The 18,542-nt window shown below is 70.9% G+C and carries 17 protein-coding genes; 3 read left to right on the plus strand and 14 right to left on the minus strand.

Going from position 1 to position 18,542, the window contains the following annotated elements:
* Nucleotides 1-30: 30 nt before the first annotated feature.
* Nucleotides 31-1,755: a dihydroxy-acid dehydratase gene (gene ilvD / locus VTA80_RS04150; protein WP_407344145.1), complete on the minus strand. Its 1,725-nt coding sequence runs from the start codon at nt 1,753-1,755 to the stop codon at nt 31-33.
* A gap of 34 nt (nt 1,756-1,789) precedes the next feature.
* A complete protein-coding gene (locus VTA80_RS04155) occupies nt 1,790-2,461 on the minus strand; it encodes a 4a-hydroxytetrahydrobiopterin dehydratase (protein ID WP_407344146.1) in 672 nt (223 codons plus the stop codon).
* Between the two features lie 124 nt (nt 2,462-2,585).
* On the opposite strand from VTA80_RS04155, the gene VTA80_RS04160 reads away from it, so the two are divergent.
* A complete protein-coding gene (locus VTA80_RS04160) occupies nt 2,586-3,329 on the plus strand; it encodes a MerR family transcriptional regulator (RefSeq protein WP_407344147.1) in 744 nt (247 codons plus the stop codon).
* Between the two features lie 42 nt (nt 3,330-3,371).
* Nucleotides 3,372-4,376 (plus strand): LacI family DNA-binding transcriptional regulator, encoded by a 1,005-nt coding sequence (locus VTA80_RS04165; protein ID WP_407344148.1) that lies wholly within the window; start codon nt 3,372-3,374, stop codon nt 4,374-4,376.
* Nucleotides 4,377-4,430: 54 nt separating this feature from the next.
* On the opposite strand, the gene VTA80_RS04170 is transcribed toward VTA80_RS04165, so the two are convergent.
* Nucleotides 4,431-5,372, minus strand: coding sequence for a 2-hydroxyacid dehydrogenase (locus VTA80_RS04170; protein ID WP_407344149.1), 942 nt, complete (start codon nt 5,370-5,372; stop codon nt 4,431-4,433).
* 127 nt (nt 5,373-5,499) lie between these two features.
* On the opposite strand from VTA80_RS04170, the gene VTA80_RS04175 reads away from it, so the two are divergent.
* On the plus strand, nt 5,500-6,084 hold the full coding sequence (locus tag VTA80_RS04175) for a DoxX family protein (RefSeq protein ID WP_407344150.1): 585 nt from the start codon (nt 5,500-5,502) through the stop codon (nt 6,082-6,084).
* A gap of 102 nt (nt 6,085-6,186) precedes the next feature.
* Here the strand turns inward: VTA80_RS04175 and VTA80_RS04180 are convergent, their stop codons facing one another.
* The 11 genes from VTA80_RS04180 to VTA80_RS04230 form a co-directional block, all read right to left on the minus strand.
* A complete protein-coding gene (locus VTA80_RS04180) occupies nt 6,187-7,764 on the minus strand; it encodes a peptide MFS transporter (RefSeq protein ID WP_407344151.1) in 1,578 nt (525 codons plus the stop codon).
* A gap of 65 nt (nt 7,765-7,829) precedes the next feature.
* Nucleotides 7,830-8,219, minus strand: a complete 390-nt coding sequence (locus VTA80_RS04185) for a GNAT family N-acetyltransferase (RefSeq protein WP_407344152.1) — start codon at nt 8,217-8,219, stop codon at nt 7,830-7,832.
* 173 nt (nt 8,220-8,392) lie between these two features.
* Complete coding sequence (gene gatB / locus VTA80_RS04190; protein ID WP_407344153.1) at nt 8,393-9,919, minus strand: Asp-tRNA(Asn)/Glu-tRNA(Gln) amidotransferase subunit GatB; 1,527 nt, start codon at nt 9,917-9,919, stop codon at nt 8,393-8,395.
* Nucleotides 9,916-11,451 carry an Asp-tRNA(Asn)/Glu-tRNA(Gln) amidotransferase subunit GatA gene (gatA, locus tag VTA80_RS04195; RefSeq protein WP_407344154.1) on the minus strand — a complete coding sequence of 512 codons (1,536 nt, stop codon included), beginning with the start codon at nt 11,449-11,451 and terminating at the stop codon, nt 9,916-9,918. The genes gatB and gatA overlap by 4 nt, the downstream gene beginning before the upstream one ends.
* Nucleotides 11,451-11,747 carry an Asp-tRNA(Asn)/Glu-tRNA(Gln) amidotransferase subunit GatC gene (gene gatC / locus VTA80_RS04200; protein WP_407344155.1) on the minus strand — a complete coding sequence of 99 codons (297 nt, stop codon included), beginning with the start codon at nt 11,745-11,747 and terminating at the stop codon, nt 11,451-11,453. Before gatC ends, gatA begins: the two co-directional genes overlap by 1 nt.
* A gap of 32 nt (nt 11,748-11,779) precedes the next feature.
* On the minus strand, nt 11,780-12,202 hold the full coding sequence (locus tag VTA80_RS04205) for a pilus assembly protein CpaE (RefSeq protein ID WP_407344156.1): 423 nt from the start codon (nt 12,200-12,202) through the stop codon (nt 11,780-11,782).
* Between the two features lie 68 nt (nt 12,203-12,270).
* Nucleotides 12,271-13,275, minus strand: a complete 1,005-nt coding sequence (locus VTA80_RS04210) for a sugar phosphate isomerase/epimerase family protein (protein ID WP_407344157.1) — start codon at nt 13,273-13,275, stop codon at nt 12,271-12,273.
* A gap of 54 nt (nt 13,276-13,329) precedes the next feature.
* On the minus strand, nt 13,330-14,514 hold the full coding sequence (locus VTA80_RS04215) for a Gfo/Idh/MocA family protein (RefSeq protein WP_407344158.1): 1,185 nt from the start codon (nt 14,512-14,514) through the stop codon (nt 13,330-13,332).
* 125 nt (nt 14,515-14,639) lie between these two features.
* The gene (locus VTA80_RS04220) at nt 14,640-15,707 is read right to left on the minus strand and encodes a substrate-binding domain-containing protein (RefSeq protein WP_407344159.1); all 1,068 of its coding nucleotides are present in this window, start codon (nt 15,705-15,707) and stop codon (nt 14,640-14,642) included.
* Nucleotides 15,708-15,852: 145 nt separating this feature from the next.
* Nucleotides 15,853-16,929, minus strand: a complete 1,077-nt coding sequence (locus tag VTA80_RS04225) for an ABC transporter permease (RefSeq protein WP_407344160.1) — start codon at nt 16,927-16,929, stop codon at nt 15,853-15,855.
* A complete protein-coding gene (locus tag VTA80_RS04230) occupies nt 16,926-18,446 on the minus strand; it encodes a sugar ABC transporter ATP-binding protein (protein ID WP_407344161.1) in 1,521 nt (506 codons plus the stop codon). Before VTA80_RS04230 ends, VTA80_RS04225 begins: the two co-directional genes overlap by 4 nt.
* Nucleotides 18,447-18,542: the final 96 nt, after the last annotated feature.

The following is an 18,542-nucleotide window of genomic DNA, read 5'->3' on the forward strand; positions in this document are numbered from 1 at the left end:
GCGCTGGGCCACCACACGTGCGGGCGGTCGTCAGATCAGCACGGCGCCGACGGATGCGGACTGCACGAGCTTGACGTACTTGGCGAGCACGCCCCGCGTGTACGCGGACCGCAGCGGCTCCCAGCCGACGGCGCGGGCCGCGAGCACGTCGTCGCCGACCAGCAGGTCGAGCCGCGCGTTCGCCACGTCGAGCCGGATCCGGTCGCCGTCGCGCACGAACGCGATGGGGCCGGCGTCGACGGCCTCGGGCGCGACATGCCCCACGCACAGGCCCGTCGTGCCGCCGGAGAACCGGCCATCGGTGAGCAGCAGCACGTCCTTGCCGAGCCCGGCCCCCTTGATCGCACCGGTGATGGCCAGCATCTCGCGCATCCCCGGGCCGCCCTTGGGGCCCTCGTACCGGATCACGACGACGTCGCCGGCCACGATGGTGCCGTCCGCGAGCGCGTCGAGCGCCAACCGCTCCCGCTCGAACACCCGAGCGGTGCCCTCGAAGACGTCGGAGTCGAACCCGGCGGACTTCACGACGGCGCCCTGCGGCGCCAGCGAGCCCTTGAGGATCGTGATGCCCCCGGTCGCGTGGATCGGGTTGTCCAGCGCACGCAGGATCTTGCCGTCGGGGTCCGGCGGGTTGATGTCCGCGAGGTTCTCCGCAACGGTCTTGCCGGTCACGGTGAGGCAGTCGCCGTGGAGCAGGCCGGCGTCGAGCAGCGCCTTCATCACGACGGGCACGCCCCCGACCCGGTCGACATCGCTCATCACGAACTGGCCGAACGGCTTGAGGTTGCCGAGGTGCGGCACCCGGGCGGCCACGCGCGTGAAGTCGTCGAGCGTGAGGTCGACCTCGGCCTCGTAGGCAATCGCGAGCAGGTGCAGCACGGCGTTGGTCGACCCGCCGAACGCCATCACGACGGCGATCGCGTTCTCGAACGCCTCCTTGGTCATGATCTGCCGCGCGGTGATCCCCAGCCGCAGCAGGTTCACGACGGCCTCGCCCGAGCGGATCGCGAAGTTGTCCCGGCGACGGTCCGCGGCGGGCGGCGCCGCCGAGCCGGGCAGCGACATCCCGATCGCCTCGGCGACCGAGGCCATCGTGTTGGCGGTGTACATCCCGCCGCAGGCGCCCTCGCCGGGGCAGATCGCCCGCTCGATGCGGCCCAGGTCCTCTTCGCTCATCAATCCCTTGCGGCACGCGCCGACGGCCTCGAAGGCGTCGATGATCGTGACGTCCTTCTCGGTGCCGTCCTCGAGCTTGACCCAGCCTGGCGCGATCGTGCCCGCGTAGAGGAACACCGAGGCGAGGTCGAGCCGGGCGGCGGCCATGAGCATGCCGGGCAGCGACTTGTCGCAGCCGGCGAGCAGCACGGAGCCGTCCAGGCGCTCGGCCTGCATCACGGTCTCGACGCTGTCGGCGATGATGTCGCGCGAGACGAGCGAGAAGTGCATGCCCTCGTGGCCCATCGAGATGCCGTCGGACACCGAGATCGTGCCGAACTCGAGCGGGAAGCCCCCCGCCGCGTGCACGCCGTTCTTCACCGCCTTGGCCAACCGGTCCAGGGACAGGTTGCAGGGCGTGATCTCGTTCCACGAGCTCGCAACGCCGATCTGCGGTTTCGCGAAGTCGTCGTCGCCGAGGCCGACGGCGCGCAGCATGCCGCGCGCTGCGGTCGCCTCGATCCCGTCGGTCACGAGCCGGCTGCGCGGCTTGATGTCGATACCGCTCGAGGTGCTTGTCGTCTCGGTCTTCGCCGTCATGTGCGCGAGTCTAGGCGGGCAGGTGCGAACGCGGTCAGCCGTCCCGCGACTGCCAGGTGCACACGCAGGCTTCGTTGCCCTCGGCGTCGGCCAGCACCCAGAACGCGGGCGCCTGCCGGTCGGACACGAGCCGGCCACCGGCGGCGATCGCCGCGGCGACACGCCCGGCCGCGACGTCGTGCGGCACATCGACGTCAAGGTGGAGGCGGTTGCGCTCGGTCCGCGGGACCTGCATCTGCTGGAACCACACCGCTGGGCCGATGCCGTCGGGATCGACCAGGGCCGGCGACTCGCCGACGTCAGGCACGGCCTCGTCGCGGTAGGCCAGCACCGCGCGCCAGAACGGCAGCACCCGGGCGATGTCCATCGCGTCGATCGCGATCTCGAGGCTGCGCGGGCGTTCGGGCTCGCCGGCGATCCCCAGCTCGTCCGCGACCGCCGAGATCGCCTGGGCGAGCTCGACGTCCCGGACGGTGAGCCCACCGGCGTCGTGCGTCGTGAGCCACAGCCGGACGCGCGGGTAGCGCAGGTCGACGTCCGGATGGTGCCCGGCCACCTCGGCGAGGTCGGCGACGCGACCCACGAAATCGACGCCGCGCACGAACGTCTCGGTCCGGAAGCTCGCCTGCAGCGCGCCGAGCACGACCCGCCAGTGGCGGGCGTCGACGGCGGACTGCGCGGCAAGGTACGTCAGCTTCTCGGCCATGGCACCCACTGTGGCATCGGCCCCCGAGACCCGCGTCCTGAAGAGTTGCAGTTGACGTAGCGTCAACTTCTACGGTGGACCTCGAGGGCGGACGGACCGTCCGCACGATGGTGGGGAGCGATCGATGAACGGCACGTGGCAGATCGGCGAGCTGGCCCGGCTCTCAGGGGTCACCTCGCGGACGTTGCGCCACTACGACGCGATCGGGCTGCTCGAGCCCCGCGACGTCGGACCCGGCGGGCGGCGCGCGTACGGGCGGGACGAGCTGTTGCGGCTGCAGCAGATCCTCGTGCTGCGCGAGCTCGACGTCCCGCTCGCCACGGTCGCCGACATGCTCTCGGGCGAGCTGCTCGAGCGGCTGCGAGAGCACCACGAGCGGCTGCTGACCGAGCGGGACCGGTTCGACCGGCTCGCGCGGACGGTCGCCACCACCATCACGGCACTGACGAAAGGCGAGGACATGGCAGCGGACAAGCTCTACGAGGGGTTCGACAACAGCGCGTACGACGCCGAGGCGCGCGAGCGGTGGGGCGAGGACCCGGTCGACCGCGGCAACGCGGCGTGGGAGCGGCTGGGGCCGGCGGGGCAGGCCGCGCACCACGCCGAGACGGCGGCGATCAACGCCGGCCTCGCGGCCGCGATGGCCGAGGGGGCGGCATCGGGCGACGCCCGGGTGCAGGCGCTCGTGGCCCGGCACTTCGCGCAGATCAGCATCTTCTGGACCCCCACGGCGGCGGCGTACGAGGGCCTCGGCCAGATGTATGTCGACGACGAACGGTTCGCCGCCACGTACGACGCGGTCGCGCCGGGCCTGCCCGCCTACCTGCACGAGGCGATGACGGTCTACGCGCGCACCGCCCTTCGATAGGAACGAGACCCCCGCCGCGGCGTCGATTCGTACACTCGAGCCGTGACCTCACCAGGCAAGACGACCATCAGCGATGTCGCGCGCGTGGCGGGGGTCTCGGTCGCGACGGTCTCCAAGGTGCTGAACGACCGCTACGGGGTGGCGGTCGGGACCGCAGCTCGCGTCCAGTCCGTCATCGATGACCTCGGTTACGAGTCCAGCCTCGTCGCGCGGAGCCTGCGCTCCCGCCGGACCAACGTCATCGGGGTCCTCGTGGCCGACTTCGAGCCTTTCAGCACCGAGCTGCTCAAGGGGATCTCCCGGGCGGTCCGTGGCAGCGGCTACGAGCTGCTCGCCTACTCCGGCGGCGGTCGGGCCGGCAGCAACGTCGGGTGGGAACGCCGCTACCTGTCGCGGTTGGGCGGCACGCTGATCGACGGCGCCATCCTCGTGACCCCGACGGTGGTCGACGGCGACTACGCCATCCCCGTGGTCGCCGTCGACCCGCACACCGGTCCGTCCGACCTGCCCACGGTGGACTCCGACAACCGCGCCGGCGCCGTGCTCGCGACCGAGTACCTCCTGGGGCTGGGCCACCGGCGCATCGGGTTCCTCGGTGGACGCCCGGACCTCAAGTCGGCCCGGCTGCGCGAGGAGGGCTATCGCTCTTCCCTCGAGCGCGCCGGCATCGCCTTCGATCCGGACCTCGTCCGGGTCGCGGGGTATCGCGAGGACACAGCCGACCAGCCCGCCCGGGAGCTGCTGTCGCTCGCCGAGCCGCCGACGGCGATCTTCGCGGCCAACGACCTCTCGGCCATCCGCACGATGGACGTGGCCCGCGAGCTCGGCCGGGTGGTACCGGACGACCTGTCGGTGATCGGCTTCGACAACGTCCCCGAATCCGCCCTGACCACCCCGCCCCTGACCACGATCAGCCAGCCCATCCAGCGCATGGGGTTCGAGGCCATGCGCCTGATCATCGACCTCATCGACGGCCGTGAGGTGCTCGAGCCGCACCGGCGGCTGCCGACCGCGCTCGTCGAGCGCGGGTCCTGCCGGGCGCGCTGACTCCCCCGGCGGGTTGACTCCCCCGGCGGGCTGACTCCCCAGTCGGGCGGGCGGTCAGGTCCGCGCGACCACGTTGACGAGCGGCTCCCCCGCAGCGAGCAGGTCGAGCTGGCGCTGCACCAGGGCGACCATCCGCGCGTGGGTCGCGGTCGTGTTGCCCCCTTCGTGCGGCGTGATGATCACGCCCGGCACGCTCCACAGACGGTGATCGGCCGGCAGCGGCTCCGGGTCGGTCACGTCGAGCGCGGCACGCAGCCGCCCGCACTCCAGCTCGGCCAGGAGTGCGTCGGTGTCGACCACGGTGCCGCGGGCCACGTTGACGAACAGCGCGCCGTCGGGCATGAGCGCGAGGAAATCGGCGTCGACCAGGCCGAGGGTCTCGTCGGTGAGCGGGACGATGACGATGACGACGTCGACGGTCGGAAGCAGTGCGGCGAGCTCGTCGGTGCCGTGGATGTGCCCGCAGGGCTCGTCGCGGGCCGTCCGCGCGACGCGCACGAGGTCGACGCGGAACGGTTCGAGGCGCGCGGCGATCGCCGAGCCGACCGACCCGTGCCCGAGCACCATGACCCGCCGGTCGGCGAGCGACATCCGGGTGCGGGAGATCCACTGGTGGGCGGTCTGCTGATGCGCGCACTCGTCCAGGCCGCGCAGCGACGCAAGGACGAGGGCGATCGCGAGCTCGGCGGTCTCGTCGTCGTGGACGCCACGCGCGTTGCCGAGCGCGATCCCCGCGGGCAGGTGCGGCAGCACGTGCTCGTACCCGGCGCTCGGCAGCTGGACGAAGGAGAGCCTGGACAGGTCGTGCAGGCGCGCGAACCCGACGGGGTCGACGAACCCGTGCGGGGCGACGACGGCGTCGACCGTGGATGCGACGTCGAGCGGCAGGTCGGTGGACATCCCCCACTCGATCAGCCGGACCCCCGCGGGGGCCTGCAGGTCGGCGAGGGTGGCGGCGTCGGGCACCGTGACGGTGAGGGAAAGGGCGGTGGGCATGTCCTCATCCTCCCCTTGAAAGAGGGGACCTTCGGCCCAGGACAGGCTTACCTTGCCCCGCCAAATTGGTCATAACGGGGCATAGCAACCAGGGACCTCGGCACCGACCCAGGCAAGGAGGCAGTTCATGTCCACCACTCGCTCCTCTCGTGCTCAATCGACGCGCCCCGCCATGCTGATCGAGGACGACGTCGTCACGTCCGCAACGGGCCGACGGATGCTCGCCGTGACCCGCATCGCCCTCGGGTTCATCTTCCTGTGGGCTTTCCTCGACAAGACCTTCGGGCTGCACTACGCCACGGGCGCCGCCGTCGCCGAGGGCGACCCGAGCGTCGCGTGGATCAACGGCGGCTCGCCGAGCCAGGGCTACCTGCAGTTCGCCACGGCCGGACCGCTCAAGGACACGTTCGCCAGCCTCGCGAGCCCCGCGAGCGACTGGCTGTTCATGATCGGGCTGCTGGGCATCGGCCTGGCGCTGATCCTCGGGATCGGCATGCGGATCGCCGCCGTGACGGGGTCCATCCTGCTGGTCCTCATGTGGCTCTCCGCGTGGACGTTCGCGCAGGGGTCCAACAACCCGGTGCTCGACGACCACCTCATCTACGCCTTCGTCATCATCACGCTGGCCGTGCTGTACGCGGGTGACACCTGGGGCCTGGGGCGCAGGTGGGCCGGGCTCCCCCTCGTCCAGCGGGCGACCTGGCTGCGCTGAGGCAGCCCAGCACGCCCAAGGACGACGAGGGCCGCGCACCTGATGGTGCGCGGCCCTCGTCATGTGCCGTGCGATGAACTGCCGTGCCGGTCGGGACGCTCCTCAGCGCACGACGGCGTCCTCGGCCCCGGCTTCGTCGGCGGCGTCAGCCGCGTCAGCCGCCTCGGCGGCCTCGGCACTGGTCTCGGCACCCGCCACGATGTGCCGCTCCACCCACGGAGCGACAGCGAACAGCGCGACCGCGAACACGAGCGCGACGACCCCGATGGCACCGAAGTACACGGTGTCCGTGGTCCCCTCCGTCGCGGTCACCAGCTGGGCCGTGATGGCCTGCCCGGCGGCCGGGGCGAGGAACCACAACGCCATCGCCTGGCTCCGGAACGCCCGCGGGGCGAGCAACGTCGTCGCGGCGAGGCCGACGGGCGACAGGCACAGCTCGCCGAGGGTCTGGACCACGTAGACGATCACGAGCACCCATGCGGGGGTCTTGCCGTCGGAGCCTGCGGCGTACGACGCCGCCGACAGGAACAGGAACGACGACGCCGCGAGCGTGAGCCCGATCGCGAACTTCACGGCCGTCGGCGGCGGGTTGTCGAGCTTGATCCACAGCCACGCGAAGACCGGCGCGAGCAGGATGATCGCGGCCGGGTTGACCGACTGGAACAGCTCGGGCGCGATGTTCGTGCCGAACGCCGACAGGTCGGTGCGGTTCGCCGCGAAGCTCGCCAACGTCGTGGCGGCCTGCTCGAAGATCATCCAGAACAGCGTCGCCGCGATGAAGAGCGGGATGTACGCCTTGAGGCGTGACCGCTCGGGGGTGGTGACCTTGGGCGACCGGATCATCACCACGAAGTACGCCACCGGGGCGGCGAACGCGAGGATCGACAGGGTGTCGATCAGGGTGCTCACGCCGAACGATCCAGAGATGAGGCGTGCGCCCAGCAGGACGGCCACGATGAGGCCGCCGATCATCCCACCCGAGCGGATGAGCCCGGGCCGGTCGGCCGGCGTCAGGGGGTTCGGCGCACCAGCACCGGCGGCCCCCAGCAGACGCCGTCCGGCGACGAAGAACACCAGCGCGAGCGCCATGCCCACCGCTGCCACCGCGAAGCCCGCGTGGTACCCGCCGATCGCGCGGGCGGCGCCCACGAGGATCGGTGCGAACAGCGAACCGATGTTGATGCCCATGTAGAAGATCGAGAAGCCGGAGTCGCGCCGGCCGTCCTCGCGGGAGTACAGCTCACCGACCATCGCCGAGACGTTGGGCTTGAGCAGGCCGGTCCCCAGCGCGACCAGGACGATCCCGAGGTAGGAGAACTGCGCGCTCGGCACCGACAGGCAGATGTGCCCGGCGGCGATCACGACACCGCCGTACAGCGTCGACCTGCGGGCCCCGAGGATCCGGTCCGCGAGCCAGCCACCGACGACGGCGAGCAGATAGACCGACGATCCGTAGATCGACACGATGGCCAGACCGGTGGTTTCGCCGATGCCCAGGCCGCCCTTGGCCACAGCATCCGTCAAGTAGTAGAGCAGGATGGCGCGCATCCCGTAGTAGCTGAACCGCTCCCACAGCTCTGTGGTGAAAAGGGTCATCAGGCCGAGCGGGTGGCCGAAGAATCCGCGGTTACGCGGAACCGTGCCGGCGGCCGGCTGGAGTTGTCGAGGATGCTGACTCATTCGGACCATGATTCACCATGAATCCGCAAAGTCTGACCACAGAGGCAATATGGAGACGTTAAGGATCAGGTAGAGAGGGTCCGGTATTCGTCTTCAAGGAGCCCCAGCACGATCGCGTCGCAGTAGCCCTCGCCGTCCCGGTAGGCGTCCCGCAGACGCCCCTCGACGGTGAACCCGAGGCTCTTGTAGACCCCGAGCGCACGCGAGTTGATGGACAGCACGTCGCACCCGATCCGGTGCAGCCCGAGGCCGTCGAACCCGAGCCCGAGGACGAGACCGATCGCCTCGCCGCCGTAGCCGCGCCCCCGGCTCCCGGGCCGCATCGAGAGCCGCAGTTCGGCGCTCCCCCGCAGCTCGTCGATCTCGGACAGCACGATGACGCCGAGGTACTCGTCGCTCCCCCGGCGGTCACGGCGAGGTCGATCCGGCCGTCGCGTTCGGACACCGTCTCGCACCAGCGGTCGACCTCGTCCCGGCTGAGAACAGCCGTCTGACCTGTGACGCGACGGCTCTCGGGATCGGTGACGATCTCCCAGAGCCCGTCCGCGTCACGTGCCGCGACGGGCCGCAGCGTGACGAGCTCGCCGACGAGCGTGGGCTTCCTCATCGGGTCTCCTGGCGCACGAGATCAGCCCTCGACGCCGAGCTTCTCGAGGATGAGTGCGCGGACGCGGGCCGCATCGGCCTGCCCCCGGGTCGCCTTCATGACGCCCCCCACCACGCTGCCGACGGCGGCGATCTTGCCGCCCCGGATCTTCTCCGCGACATCGGGCTGAGCGGCCAGCGCCTCGTCGATGGCGGCCAGCAGGGCGTCGTCGTCGGACACGACCCCCAGGCCACGCGCGGTGAGGATCTCCTGGGGCGAACCCTCCCCCGCGAGCACCCCTTCGAGCACCTGCTTGGCGAGCTTGTCGTTGAGCGCCCCGGAGTCGACCAGGCTCTGCAGATCGGCGACCTGGACGGGCGTGATCGGCAGATCCTCGAGCTCGCCGTCGGTCGTCTTGACGACCCGGGCGAGCTCACCCATCCACCACTTGCGGGCCGACGCCGGGCTGGCACCGGCGGCCACGGTGGCCTCGATCAGGTCGAGGGCCCCGGCGTTGACGACGTCGCGCATCTCGGCGTCGGCGTACTCCCACACGCACTGCAGTCGGTTGCGGCGCGCTACCGGCATCTCAGGCAGGCTCGCGCGGATCTCCTCGACCCAGGCGCGGCTCGGCGCGACCGGGAGCAGGTCGGGCTCGGGGAAGTAGCGGTAGTCGTCGGCGTCGGACTTGATCCGACCCGCCGTCGTGGTGCCGGTGTCCTCGTGCCAGTGCCGGGTCTCCTGGACCACGGAACCACCGGCCGCAAGGATCGCCGCCTGCCGCGAGACCTCGAACCGGATCGCCCGCTCGACGGACCGGAACGAGTTGACGTTCTTGGTCTCCGAGCGGGTGCCGAGCGGGGACTGCGGAGTCTCGCGCAGCGACAGGTTGACGTCCGCACGCACGTTGCCGCGCTCCATGCGGGCCTCGGAGACCCCCAGGGCCCGGAAGATGTCGCGCAACGAGCGCACGTAGGCCCGGGCGATCTCGCCGGTCCGGGCGCCGCCACCCTCGATCGGGCGGGTGACGATCTCCACCAGCGGGATGCCCGCGCGGTTGTAGTCGACCAGGGAGTACTCGGCGCCCTGGATGCGGCCCGTGGCGCCGCCGACGTGGGTGTTCTTGCCCGCGTCCTCTTCCATGTGCGCGCGCTCGATCTCGACGCGGAAGATCGTGCCGTCCTCGAGCTCGACGTCGAGGTACCCGTCGAACGCGATGGGCTCGTCGAACTGCGAGGTCTGGAAGTTCTTCGGCACATCCGGGTAGAAGTAGTTCTTGCGCGCGAACCGGCAGGTCTCGGCGATCGTGCAGTTCAGCGCGAGGCCGATCCGGATCGCGTACTCGATCGCGGTGCCGTTGACGACCGGCAGCGCGCCGGGCAGGCCCAGCGACGTCGGCGAGACGGCGGTGTTGGGCTCGGCGCCGAACACCTGGGGCGCGGAGTCGAACATCTTGGTGCGCGTGCCGAGCTCGACGTGCACCTCGATGCCGAAGACGGGGTCGAACCGGGCGATGGCCTCGTCGTAGTCGATCAGGTCCACGGGGGCGTGATTGCTCGGGGTGCTCATCGTCCAACCTCCAGTTCAGGCGCCTTGCTGAGCAGCGGGCCGCCCCACTTCGTCTCGAGCAGGGATTCGAGGGCCGCGCCGACCCGGTAGAGGCGGTCGTCGGCCTTCGCGGGGGCGAGGATCTGGAAGCCGACGGGCAGGCCGTCGTCGGACAGGCCGTTCGGGATCGACATGCCCGGGACGCCGGCGAGGTTCGCCGGGATCGTGGCGACGTCGTTGAGGTACATCGCGAGCGGGTCCTCGAGCTTCTCGCCGAGCTTGAACGCCGTGGTCGGGGCGGTCGGGGAGACGAGCACGTCGGCCAGCTCGAACGCCGCCGCGAAGTCGCGCTGGATGAGCGTGCGGACCTTCTGCGCGCTGCCGTAGTAGGCGTCGTAGTAGCCCGCGGAGAGCGCGTACGTGCCGAGGATGATGCGGCGCTTGACCTCGTCGCCGAAGCCCGCGCCACGCGTGGCCGACATGACCCGCTCGGCGGTCGCGGCGAGGCCGTCGGCGCCGTCGGGCACGACGCGCAGACCGAAGCGCATGCCGTCGAACTTGGCCAGGTTGCTCGAGGCCTCGGCCGGCAGGATCAGGTAGTAGGCGCCCAGCGCGTAGCCGAAGTGCGGGCAGGAGACGTCGACGATCTCGGCGCCGGCCTGCTCCAACAGGTTCAGGGACTCGCTGAACCGGGCGCGCACGCCCGCGGAGTAGCCCTCGCCGTTGAGCTCGGCCACGACGCCGACGCGCACGCCGTGCAGATCGCCCAGCGCGCCCTGGCGGGCGGCGGCGACCAGCGGGGGCAGGGGCTCGGGGATCGAGGTCGAGTCGCGCGGGTCGTGCCCGCCGATCAGCTCGTGCAGCAGCGCGGAGTCAAGCACGGTCCGGGTGACCGGACCGGCCTGGTCCAGGCTCGAGGCGAGCGCGATCAGGCCGTAGCGCGACACGCTGCCGTAGGTGGGCTTGACGCCGACGGTGCCGGTCACGGCACCGGGCTGGCGGATCGAGCCACCGGTGTCGGTGCCGATCGCGAGCGGCGCCTCGTAGGAGGCCACCGCGGCCGCGGACCCACCGCCGGACCCACCGGGGATCCGGTCGAGGTCCCACGGGTTGTGCGTCGGTCCGTAGGCGGAGTGCTCGGTGCTCGACCCCATGGCGAACTCGTCCATGTTGGTCTTACCGAGGATGGGCAGCCGCGCCGCCTTGATCCGGGAGACCAGGGTGGCGTCGTAGGGCGGGATCCAGCCTTCGAGGATCTTCGAGCCGGCCGTCGTCGGGACGCCCTTGGTCACGATGATGTCCTTGACCGCGATCGGCACCCCGGCGAGCGTGTGCAGGTCCTCGCCGGCGGCCCGGCGGGCATCCACGTCGCGGGCGGTGGCCAGGGCGCGGCGCCCGCAGACGTGCAGGAACGCGTGCACGGCCGGGTCGACGTCGGCGATGCGGTCCAGGTGCGCCCGCGTCACCTCGACGCTCGACACGTCGCCGGCGGCGAGCTTGCTGGCCAGCGCGGCGGCGGAGAGCCGGGTCAGATCGGTCGATTCGGCGGTCATCAGTCTTCCTCGAGAATCTGGGGGACCATGAAGCGGCCCTCCTCGGCGGCGGGCGCACCCGCCAGCACGTCGGCCACCGGGAGCGCGGGCTCCGGGACGTCGGCGCGGAAGACGTTGAACATCGGCAGCGGGTGGCTCGTAGCAGGGACGTCAGCTGTGGCGACCTCGCTGACCCGGGCGACCGACTGGACGATGACGTCGAGCTCGCCGGCAAGGCGATCGAGCTCGGCGGGCGTCAGGTCGATCCGGGCCAGCCCGGCCACGCGCGCGACCTCGTCGCGGGAGATGGTGGACATGGCGTGGAGTCTAGACGGTGGGCCCCGACGGCTCAGGCGACGGCGCCGCCCACCGCCAGGGCCACGAGGGCCAGCAGCGCCTGGGCGTACGCGTCCGACGCGTCGTCGGCCCCGAAGGTCTGCTCGATGCCCGACGGCGACCTCGTCGTCACCAGGTAGGCCCCGTCGACGACGACCAGGGAGCGAAACGTCCCGCCGAGCAGCGTGCGCAGCTGGTCCTCGCCGGGCAGCCAGAGCGCGTCGTCCTTCGAGACCGAGTCCATCGCCCACTCCGTGGTCCCGTTGAAGCCCAGCACGGTTCCGGTGGGGAACTCGTGGGCCTCCACCATCATGTCGCTGATCGTGAAGACGTCACCGGTCAGCTCGGGCTGCAGGATCGTGAAGCGGTCGCCGGAGCGCGGGTACCAGCGGACGCCGGCGACGTTCAGCTGCCAGGCGAGCTCGATGGAGATCATCGGGAAAGTATCCGATGACCTGGATCTGCGCGCCAGGTGAGTGATGGACCCGGACGGATGAATTACCCCTACCGGGTGCTGAACGCGGCGTCGAAGGAGGCGGTCGGCGGGTCGAAGGCGAGCCGTTTCACGAACTCCAGCGCCTCGGGTGCGCCGACCAGCCGGTCCATGCCGGCGTCCTCCCACTCCACCGAGATCGGACCGTCGTACCCGATCGTGTTGAGCATGCGGAAGCTGTCCTCCCACGGCACGTCGCCGTGCCCCGTCGACACGAAGTCCCAGCCGCGCCGGGGATCGGCCCAGGCCAGGTGCGAACCGAGGCGGCCGTTGCGGCCGTTGCCGATCCGGCGCTTCGCGTCCTTGCAGTCGACGTGGTAGATCCGGTCCCGGAAGTCCGACATGAAGCCCACCGGGTCGAGGTCCTGCCAGATGAAGTGGCTCGGGTCCCAGTTCAGGCCGAACGCCGGACGGTGACCGATGGCCTCGAGCGTGCGGACGGTCGTCCAGTAGTCGTAGGCGATCTCGCTCGGGTGGACCTCGTGGGCGAACCGCACCCCTACCTCGTCGAACACGTCGAGGATCGGGTTCCACCGGTCGGCGAAGTCTTGGTACCCGGCGTCGATCAGCTCTTGGGACACCGGCGGGAACATCGCCACGTACTTCCAGATCGAGGACCCCGTGAAGCCGACGACCGTCTTGACGCCCAGCCGGGCCGCCGTGCGCGCGGTCAGCTTCATCTCCTCGGCCGCCCGCTGACGCACGCCCTCGGGGGTTCCATCGCCCCAGACCCGGTCCGAGAGCATGTCCCGGTGCCGCTGGTCGATCGGGTCGTCGCACACCGCCTGGCCCTTGAGGTGGTTCGAGATCGCGAACACCTTGAGGTCGTACTTGGCCAGGAGGTCGAGCTTGCCCTGGATGTACGCGTCGTCCTCCGCGCCGCGCCACGGATCGAGGTGGTCGCCCCAGCAGGCGATCTCCAGGCCCTCGTACCCCCATCCGGAGGCCAGCCGGGCCACCTCTTCGAGCGGCAGGTCGGCCCACTGCCCCGTGAACAACGTGATCGGTCGTGCCATGTCGATGCTCCTCATTCTTCAAGACGGCGGTGGGGGACGGGGTGGTGCGGCGGGTCAGGGGCTCGGCACCGCCATCCACGCGCACTGGTCGGCCGCGCTTCGCTCGACGGCGTCGAGCACCAGCTGCACCTGGAGACCGTCCGCGAAGCTCGGCTCGGGCTGGCGACCGGCCGCGATCGCGCCGATCAGGTCGACGACCTGGTGGGTGAACGAGTGCTCGTAGCCGAGGCCGTGGCCCGCCGGCCACCAGGCCGCGATGTACGGGTGCCCCGGCTCGGTGACGATGATGCGCCGGAAGCCCGCCTCGACCGCGTCCTGCGTGGCGTCGTAGAAGTTCAGGACGTTCATGTCCTCGAAGTCGAACGCGACCGACCCGGTCGTGCCGTTGATCTCGACCCGGATCGCGTTCTTGCGGCCCCACGCGTACCGGGTCGCCTCGAAGACCCCGATCCCGCCGCCGGACAGACGGGCCATGAAGATCGCGGCATCGTCCACCGTCACCGGCCCCCGGCCCTCGCCGCCGTGCCCGTGCAGCCCGGAGAACTCGGCGGCGATCGGCCGCTCGTGCACGAAGGTCTCGAGCATCCCCGCGACGCCCGTGAGGTGCTGCCCGGTGATGAACTGCACGAGGTCGACGATGTGGGCGCCGATGTCGCCGAGCGCTCCCGACCCGGCGCGTTCCTTGTCGAGCCGCCAGGACAGCGGCGCCGCCGGGTCGGCCAGCCAGTCCTGGAGGTACTGCGCGCGGACCTGCCGGATCTCCCCGAGCCGCCCGTCGGCCACGAGCCGGCGCGCCAGCTGGATCGCCGGCACCCGCCGATAGGTGAAGCCGACCATCGCCTGGATGCCGCGTTCGGACGCCCGCGCCGCGGCGGCGGCCATGGCGTGGGCCTCTTCCACGGAGTTGGCCAGCGGCTTCTCGCACAGGACGTGCTTGCCCGCGTCGAGCGCCGCGATCGCGATCTCGGCGTGGGTGTCGCCCGGTGTGCAGATGTCGACGAGATCGACGTCGTCGCGCGCGATCAAGGCCTTCCAGTCGGTCTCGACCTCGGCCCAACCCATCCGGTGCGCGGCCGCCCGGACGGCGACCTCGTTCCGCCCGCACAACGCCGTCATCGTGGGCTGCATCGGCAGGTCGAAGAACCGGGGCGCAGTGCGCCAGGCCTGGGAGTGCGCGGCGCCCATGAAGGCGTACCCGATCATGCCGACACCCAGGTGCGGCAGGTCCTCGTCAACCATCTCAGGCTTCCTCATTTCTCGTGGTGCGCCGGTCGTCGTCGGGCCGGCTGGGAGGGAGGGTGCGGGAGCCGGGTGGCCCCCGCACCGCTCCCCGCTCGGTCGTCAGGACGCGGGTCTGACGACGCTCAGGACTCGAAGGCGGTGGAGAGGTACTTGTCGACGTTGTCCTTGGTCACGACCGGCGCGTACAGCTGCACCTTCCGAGGAACCTCGACCTCGACGAGGTCGCTCATCGACTTGCCCTGCACGAGCAGCCGGGCGAGCTTGACGCCGTCGGCCGCCTGGGTCGAGGGGTAGATGACAGTGGCCTTGAGGACGGTGTCGTCGGCCTGGATCGAGCGCATCACGTTCGCCGACCCCGCACCGCCGACCATGATGAACTCGTTGCGCCCGGCGTTCTCGATGGCCGCGAGCACCCCGACGCCCTGGTCGTCGTCGTGGTTCCAGAGGGCGTCGATCTTCGGTGCGGCCTGGAGCAGGTTCGCCGTCGCCGCCTCGCCGCCCTGGACCGTGAAGTCCGCCGCGACGCGGTTGTTGACATTCAGCCCGCAGGTCGCCAGCGCGTCCGCGAAGCCCTTGCTGCGGTCCTGGGTCAGCGGCAGGGAGTCGATCCCGGCGATCTCGGCGACGATCGCGCCGGCCTTGCCCTTGAGCGCCGTGCAGATGTAGCTGCCCGCGCTGACGCCCATGCCGTAGTTGTCCCCGAGGACGGTGGTGCGCGCGGCATTCGGGTCGGAGAACTCGCGGTCGACGTTGATGACCACGATGCCCGCCTCCATCGCCTGGTTCGCCACCTCGGTGAGGGCGGCCCCGTCGAACGGGAGCAGCACGATCGCGTCGACCTTGTCGTTGATGAAGGTCTCGATCTGGCTGATCTGGAGGTTGACGTCGTTCGTCGCCTCCGCCTGGATGAACTCGACGTCGTCGTACTTGGCGGCCTCCGCGACCGCGGCCTTGGTGATGGCACCCATCCAGCCGTGGTCGGCGGCCGGGGCGGAGAACCCGATCCGGACCTTGTCGCCCGGTGCGTCGTTGTCGCTCACCCCGCCCGGGGCGACGGCGCCCGCTGCCGGCGCGGACGTGGCAGCCGGGGCGGGGGTGTTCGAGGTGCAGCCGGTCAGGACGAGGGCAAGCGCGGCCGTCGAGCCGGCCGCGAGCAGCAGTCGATGACGCAGCGTCAGTGATGCGGACATGACAATCCTCCAGAGCGAGTGAAGACGGGACGGAGCCAGACGAGAGGGGGCCGGTGTCGGGACAGACCGGTCGAGCGAGATCAGCCGCGGTCACCGCGGGTGCACGAGCCGGGTGGATGGTGGGTCCGATGGACCCGTCGCTGCCTCATGTCGCACGACTTCGGGCGGCGATGCGCTGCTGGAGCAGGACGGCGACGACGATGATCGCGCCCTTGGCCACGGACTGGGCCGAGATCGACAGGTTGTTCAGCGTGAACACATTCGTCAAGGTCGCGAAGATCAGCACGCCGAACACGGTGCCGACGATCGTGCCCCGGCCGCCGATGAGCAGCGTGCCACCGACGACGACGGCGGCGATCGCGTCGAGCTCGTACATCGTCCCGTGGGTCGAGCTACCGGCGGTGGTGCGCGCCAGCATCATCACGGCACCGATGCCGGCGGTCAGGCCGGCGAGCGCGTAGAGGTACATCAGGTGGCGGTTGACCTTGATCCCGGCCAGTCGGGCCGCCTCGGGATTCCCCCCGACTGCGAGCGTGCGTCGGCCGAAGGTCGTCCGGTTCAGCAGGATCCAGCCGGCGATCGCGACCGCCGCGAAGATCCAGACCAGCACCGAGACCCCGAGGATGTCGGTGCGGAAGAACTCGAGGAACGGCTCGACCTTGACGATCTGGGTCTGGCGGTTGGCGATCATCTCCGCGAGTCCGCGCGCGGCGACCATCATCGCGAGGGTCGCGATGAACGCGACGACCTTGCCGTACGCGATCAGGACGCCATTGACCAGCCCGCACCCCGTCCCGACCGCGAGCGCGACGCCCACCATCACGATCCAGTGCGTGTTCTGCGCCATCGTCTGGGTCGCCAGGGTGGAGGCCCACACCGACGCGAGCCCGATCACCGACCCGATCGACAGGTCGATCCCACCGCCGGTGATGACGAACGTCATCCCGATGCTCACCACCCCGATGACCGCGCCGAACCGGAGGATCGTCATGAGATTGTCGACGCTGGCGAACCGCTCGCCGGCGGTCACGATCCCGACGACGCACAGCAGGACGAGCGCGATGACCAGCCCGAGGTTGCGGCCCGCCGCGCCCCCGAGCAGCCCGCGAACCCCCCGGGCCGACGACGCGCCGGCCGCCACCCGCTCGACGCGGGCGGACTCGTCGACCGCCGGCACCGTGCCCAAAGGCACCGCCGGTCCAACGCTGGGGTGCTCGGTCATGCCGCACTTCCTTCCATGACGAGGTCGAGCACCCGGTGCTCGTCGATCTCGGCTGACGGTCCCGTGTGCACGACGCGCCCCTCGGAGATGACGAGCACGCGGTCGGACAGACCGAGCACCTCCTCGATCTCGCTCGAGACGACGACGACGGCGGCGCCCCGGGCGGACAGGTCCCGGATCAGGGCGTAGATCTCGGCGCGAGCCCCCACATCGACGCCCCGGGTGGGCTCGTCGAGCAGCAGCACCTTGCAGCCGTGCACGAGCCATCGCGCGAGCAGCACCTTCTGCTGGTTGCCGCCCGACAGCGTGCGCGCCTGCCGGTCCGGATCGCTCGGGCGCAGGTCGAGCGCCTCGATCTGCACCGCAGCAGCCGCCCGCTCCCCCGCCTCGTCAAGGAACGACGCGTGCGCGAACCGGGCGAAGGTCGACAGCGTGACGTTGCGGTAGATCGGCTCGTCGAGGAGCAGCCCCTGGCTCTTGCGCTCCTCGGGGCACAGGCCCACGCCGGCGCCGACGGCCGCGGCGACGGAGCCCGGGCGCAGCCGGTCGCCCGCGACCACGACCTGGCCGGAGGTCGATCGCCGGGAGCCGAACACGGTCTCGAGGATCTCGGAGCGCCCCGAGCCGACCAGGCCGGCCAGCCCGACGACCTCCCCCGCGCGAACCTCGAACGACACGTCCGCGAACACCCCGCGCAACGCCAGGGCCTCGACCCGCAGCAGCTCCGGGGCATCCGGGGCGATCGCGGGGCGCACCGGGAAGGCGTGCTCGACGGTCCGCCCGGTCATGAGGCGGATCAGGTCCGCCGTCGGTGTGTCGGCGGCGGCCAGCCCGGTCGCGACCGTGCGCCCGTCCTTGAGGACGGTGATCCGGTCGCCGATCTGGCGGATCTCGTCCAGGCGGTGCGAGATGTACACGACGGCGACGCCCGAGGCGGTGAGCTCGCGCACCACCCGGAACAGGTTGGCGACCTCGCCCGCGTCGAGCACCGCGGAGGGCTCGTCCATGATGATGACCCGGGCGTTTCGAGACAGGGCGCGCGCCATGCTGATGATCTGCTTGCCCGCGGCGGAGAGCCGCCCGACCTCACGGTTGGGCGAGACGTCGCCGTGCCCGAGCCGGGTGAGCAGGTCCCGGGTGCGGTGCTGGGCCGCCCGGCGGCGGGAGAAGCCGGCGGTCGCGAGCTCGTGCCCCAAGAAGATGTTCTCCGCGACGCTCAACCCGTCGACGACGTCGAGCTCCTGGTACATCGCCGCCACGCCGAGCCGGAGCGCGGCGACCGGGTCGGTGATGGTGACCGGCACGCCGTCGAGGAGGATCTCGCCCTCGTCCGGCTGGTGCGCCCCGGAGAGGACCTTGATGAGGGTGGACTTCCCGGCCCCGTTCTGGCCGAGCACGCAGTGCACCTCGCCGGCACGGATCTCGAGATCGACGCCGTCGAGCGCCCGGGCTCCCGGGAATTGCTTGACGATCCCGCGCATCTGCAGCAACGGCGGCGGCGGGTCCACAGTGACCATGCTCGGAACCTAGGGGAAAGTTCTGTCGATCGTCAAGCAAAAGTAGCAAGACAGGCGTAGAAGTTATGCAAATGTGACTTGCCAAAGCCGGGATGG

The sequence above is a fragment of the Pengzhenrongella phosphoraccumulans genome (assembly GCF_045689905.1).
In the GTDB taxonomy this organism is placed as follows: Bacteria; Actinomycetota; Actinomycetes; order Actinomycetales; family Cellulomonadaceae; genus Pengzhenrongella; species Pengzhenrongella phosphoraccumulans.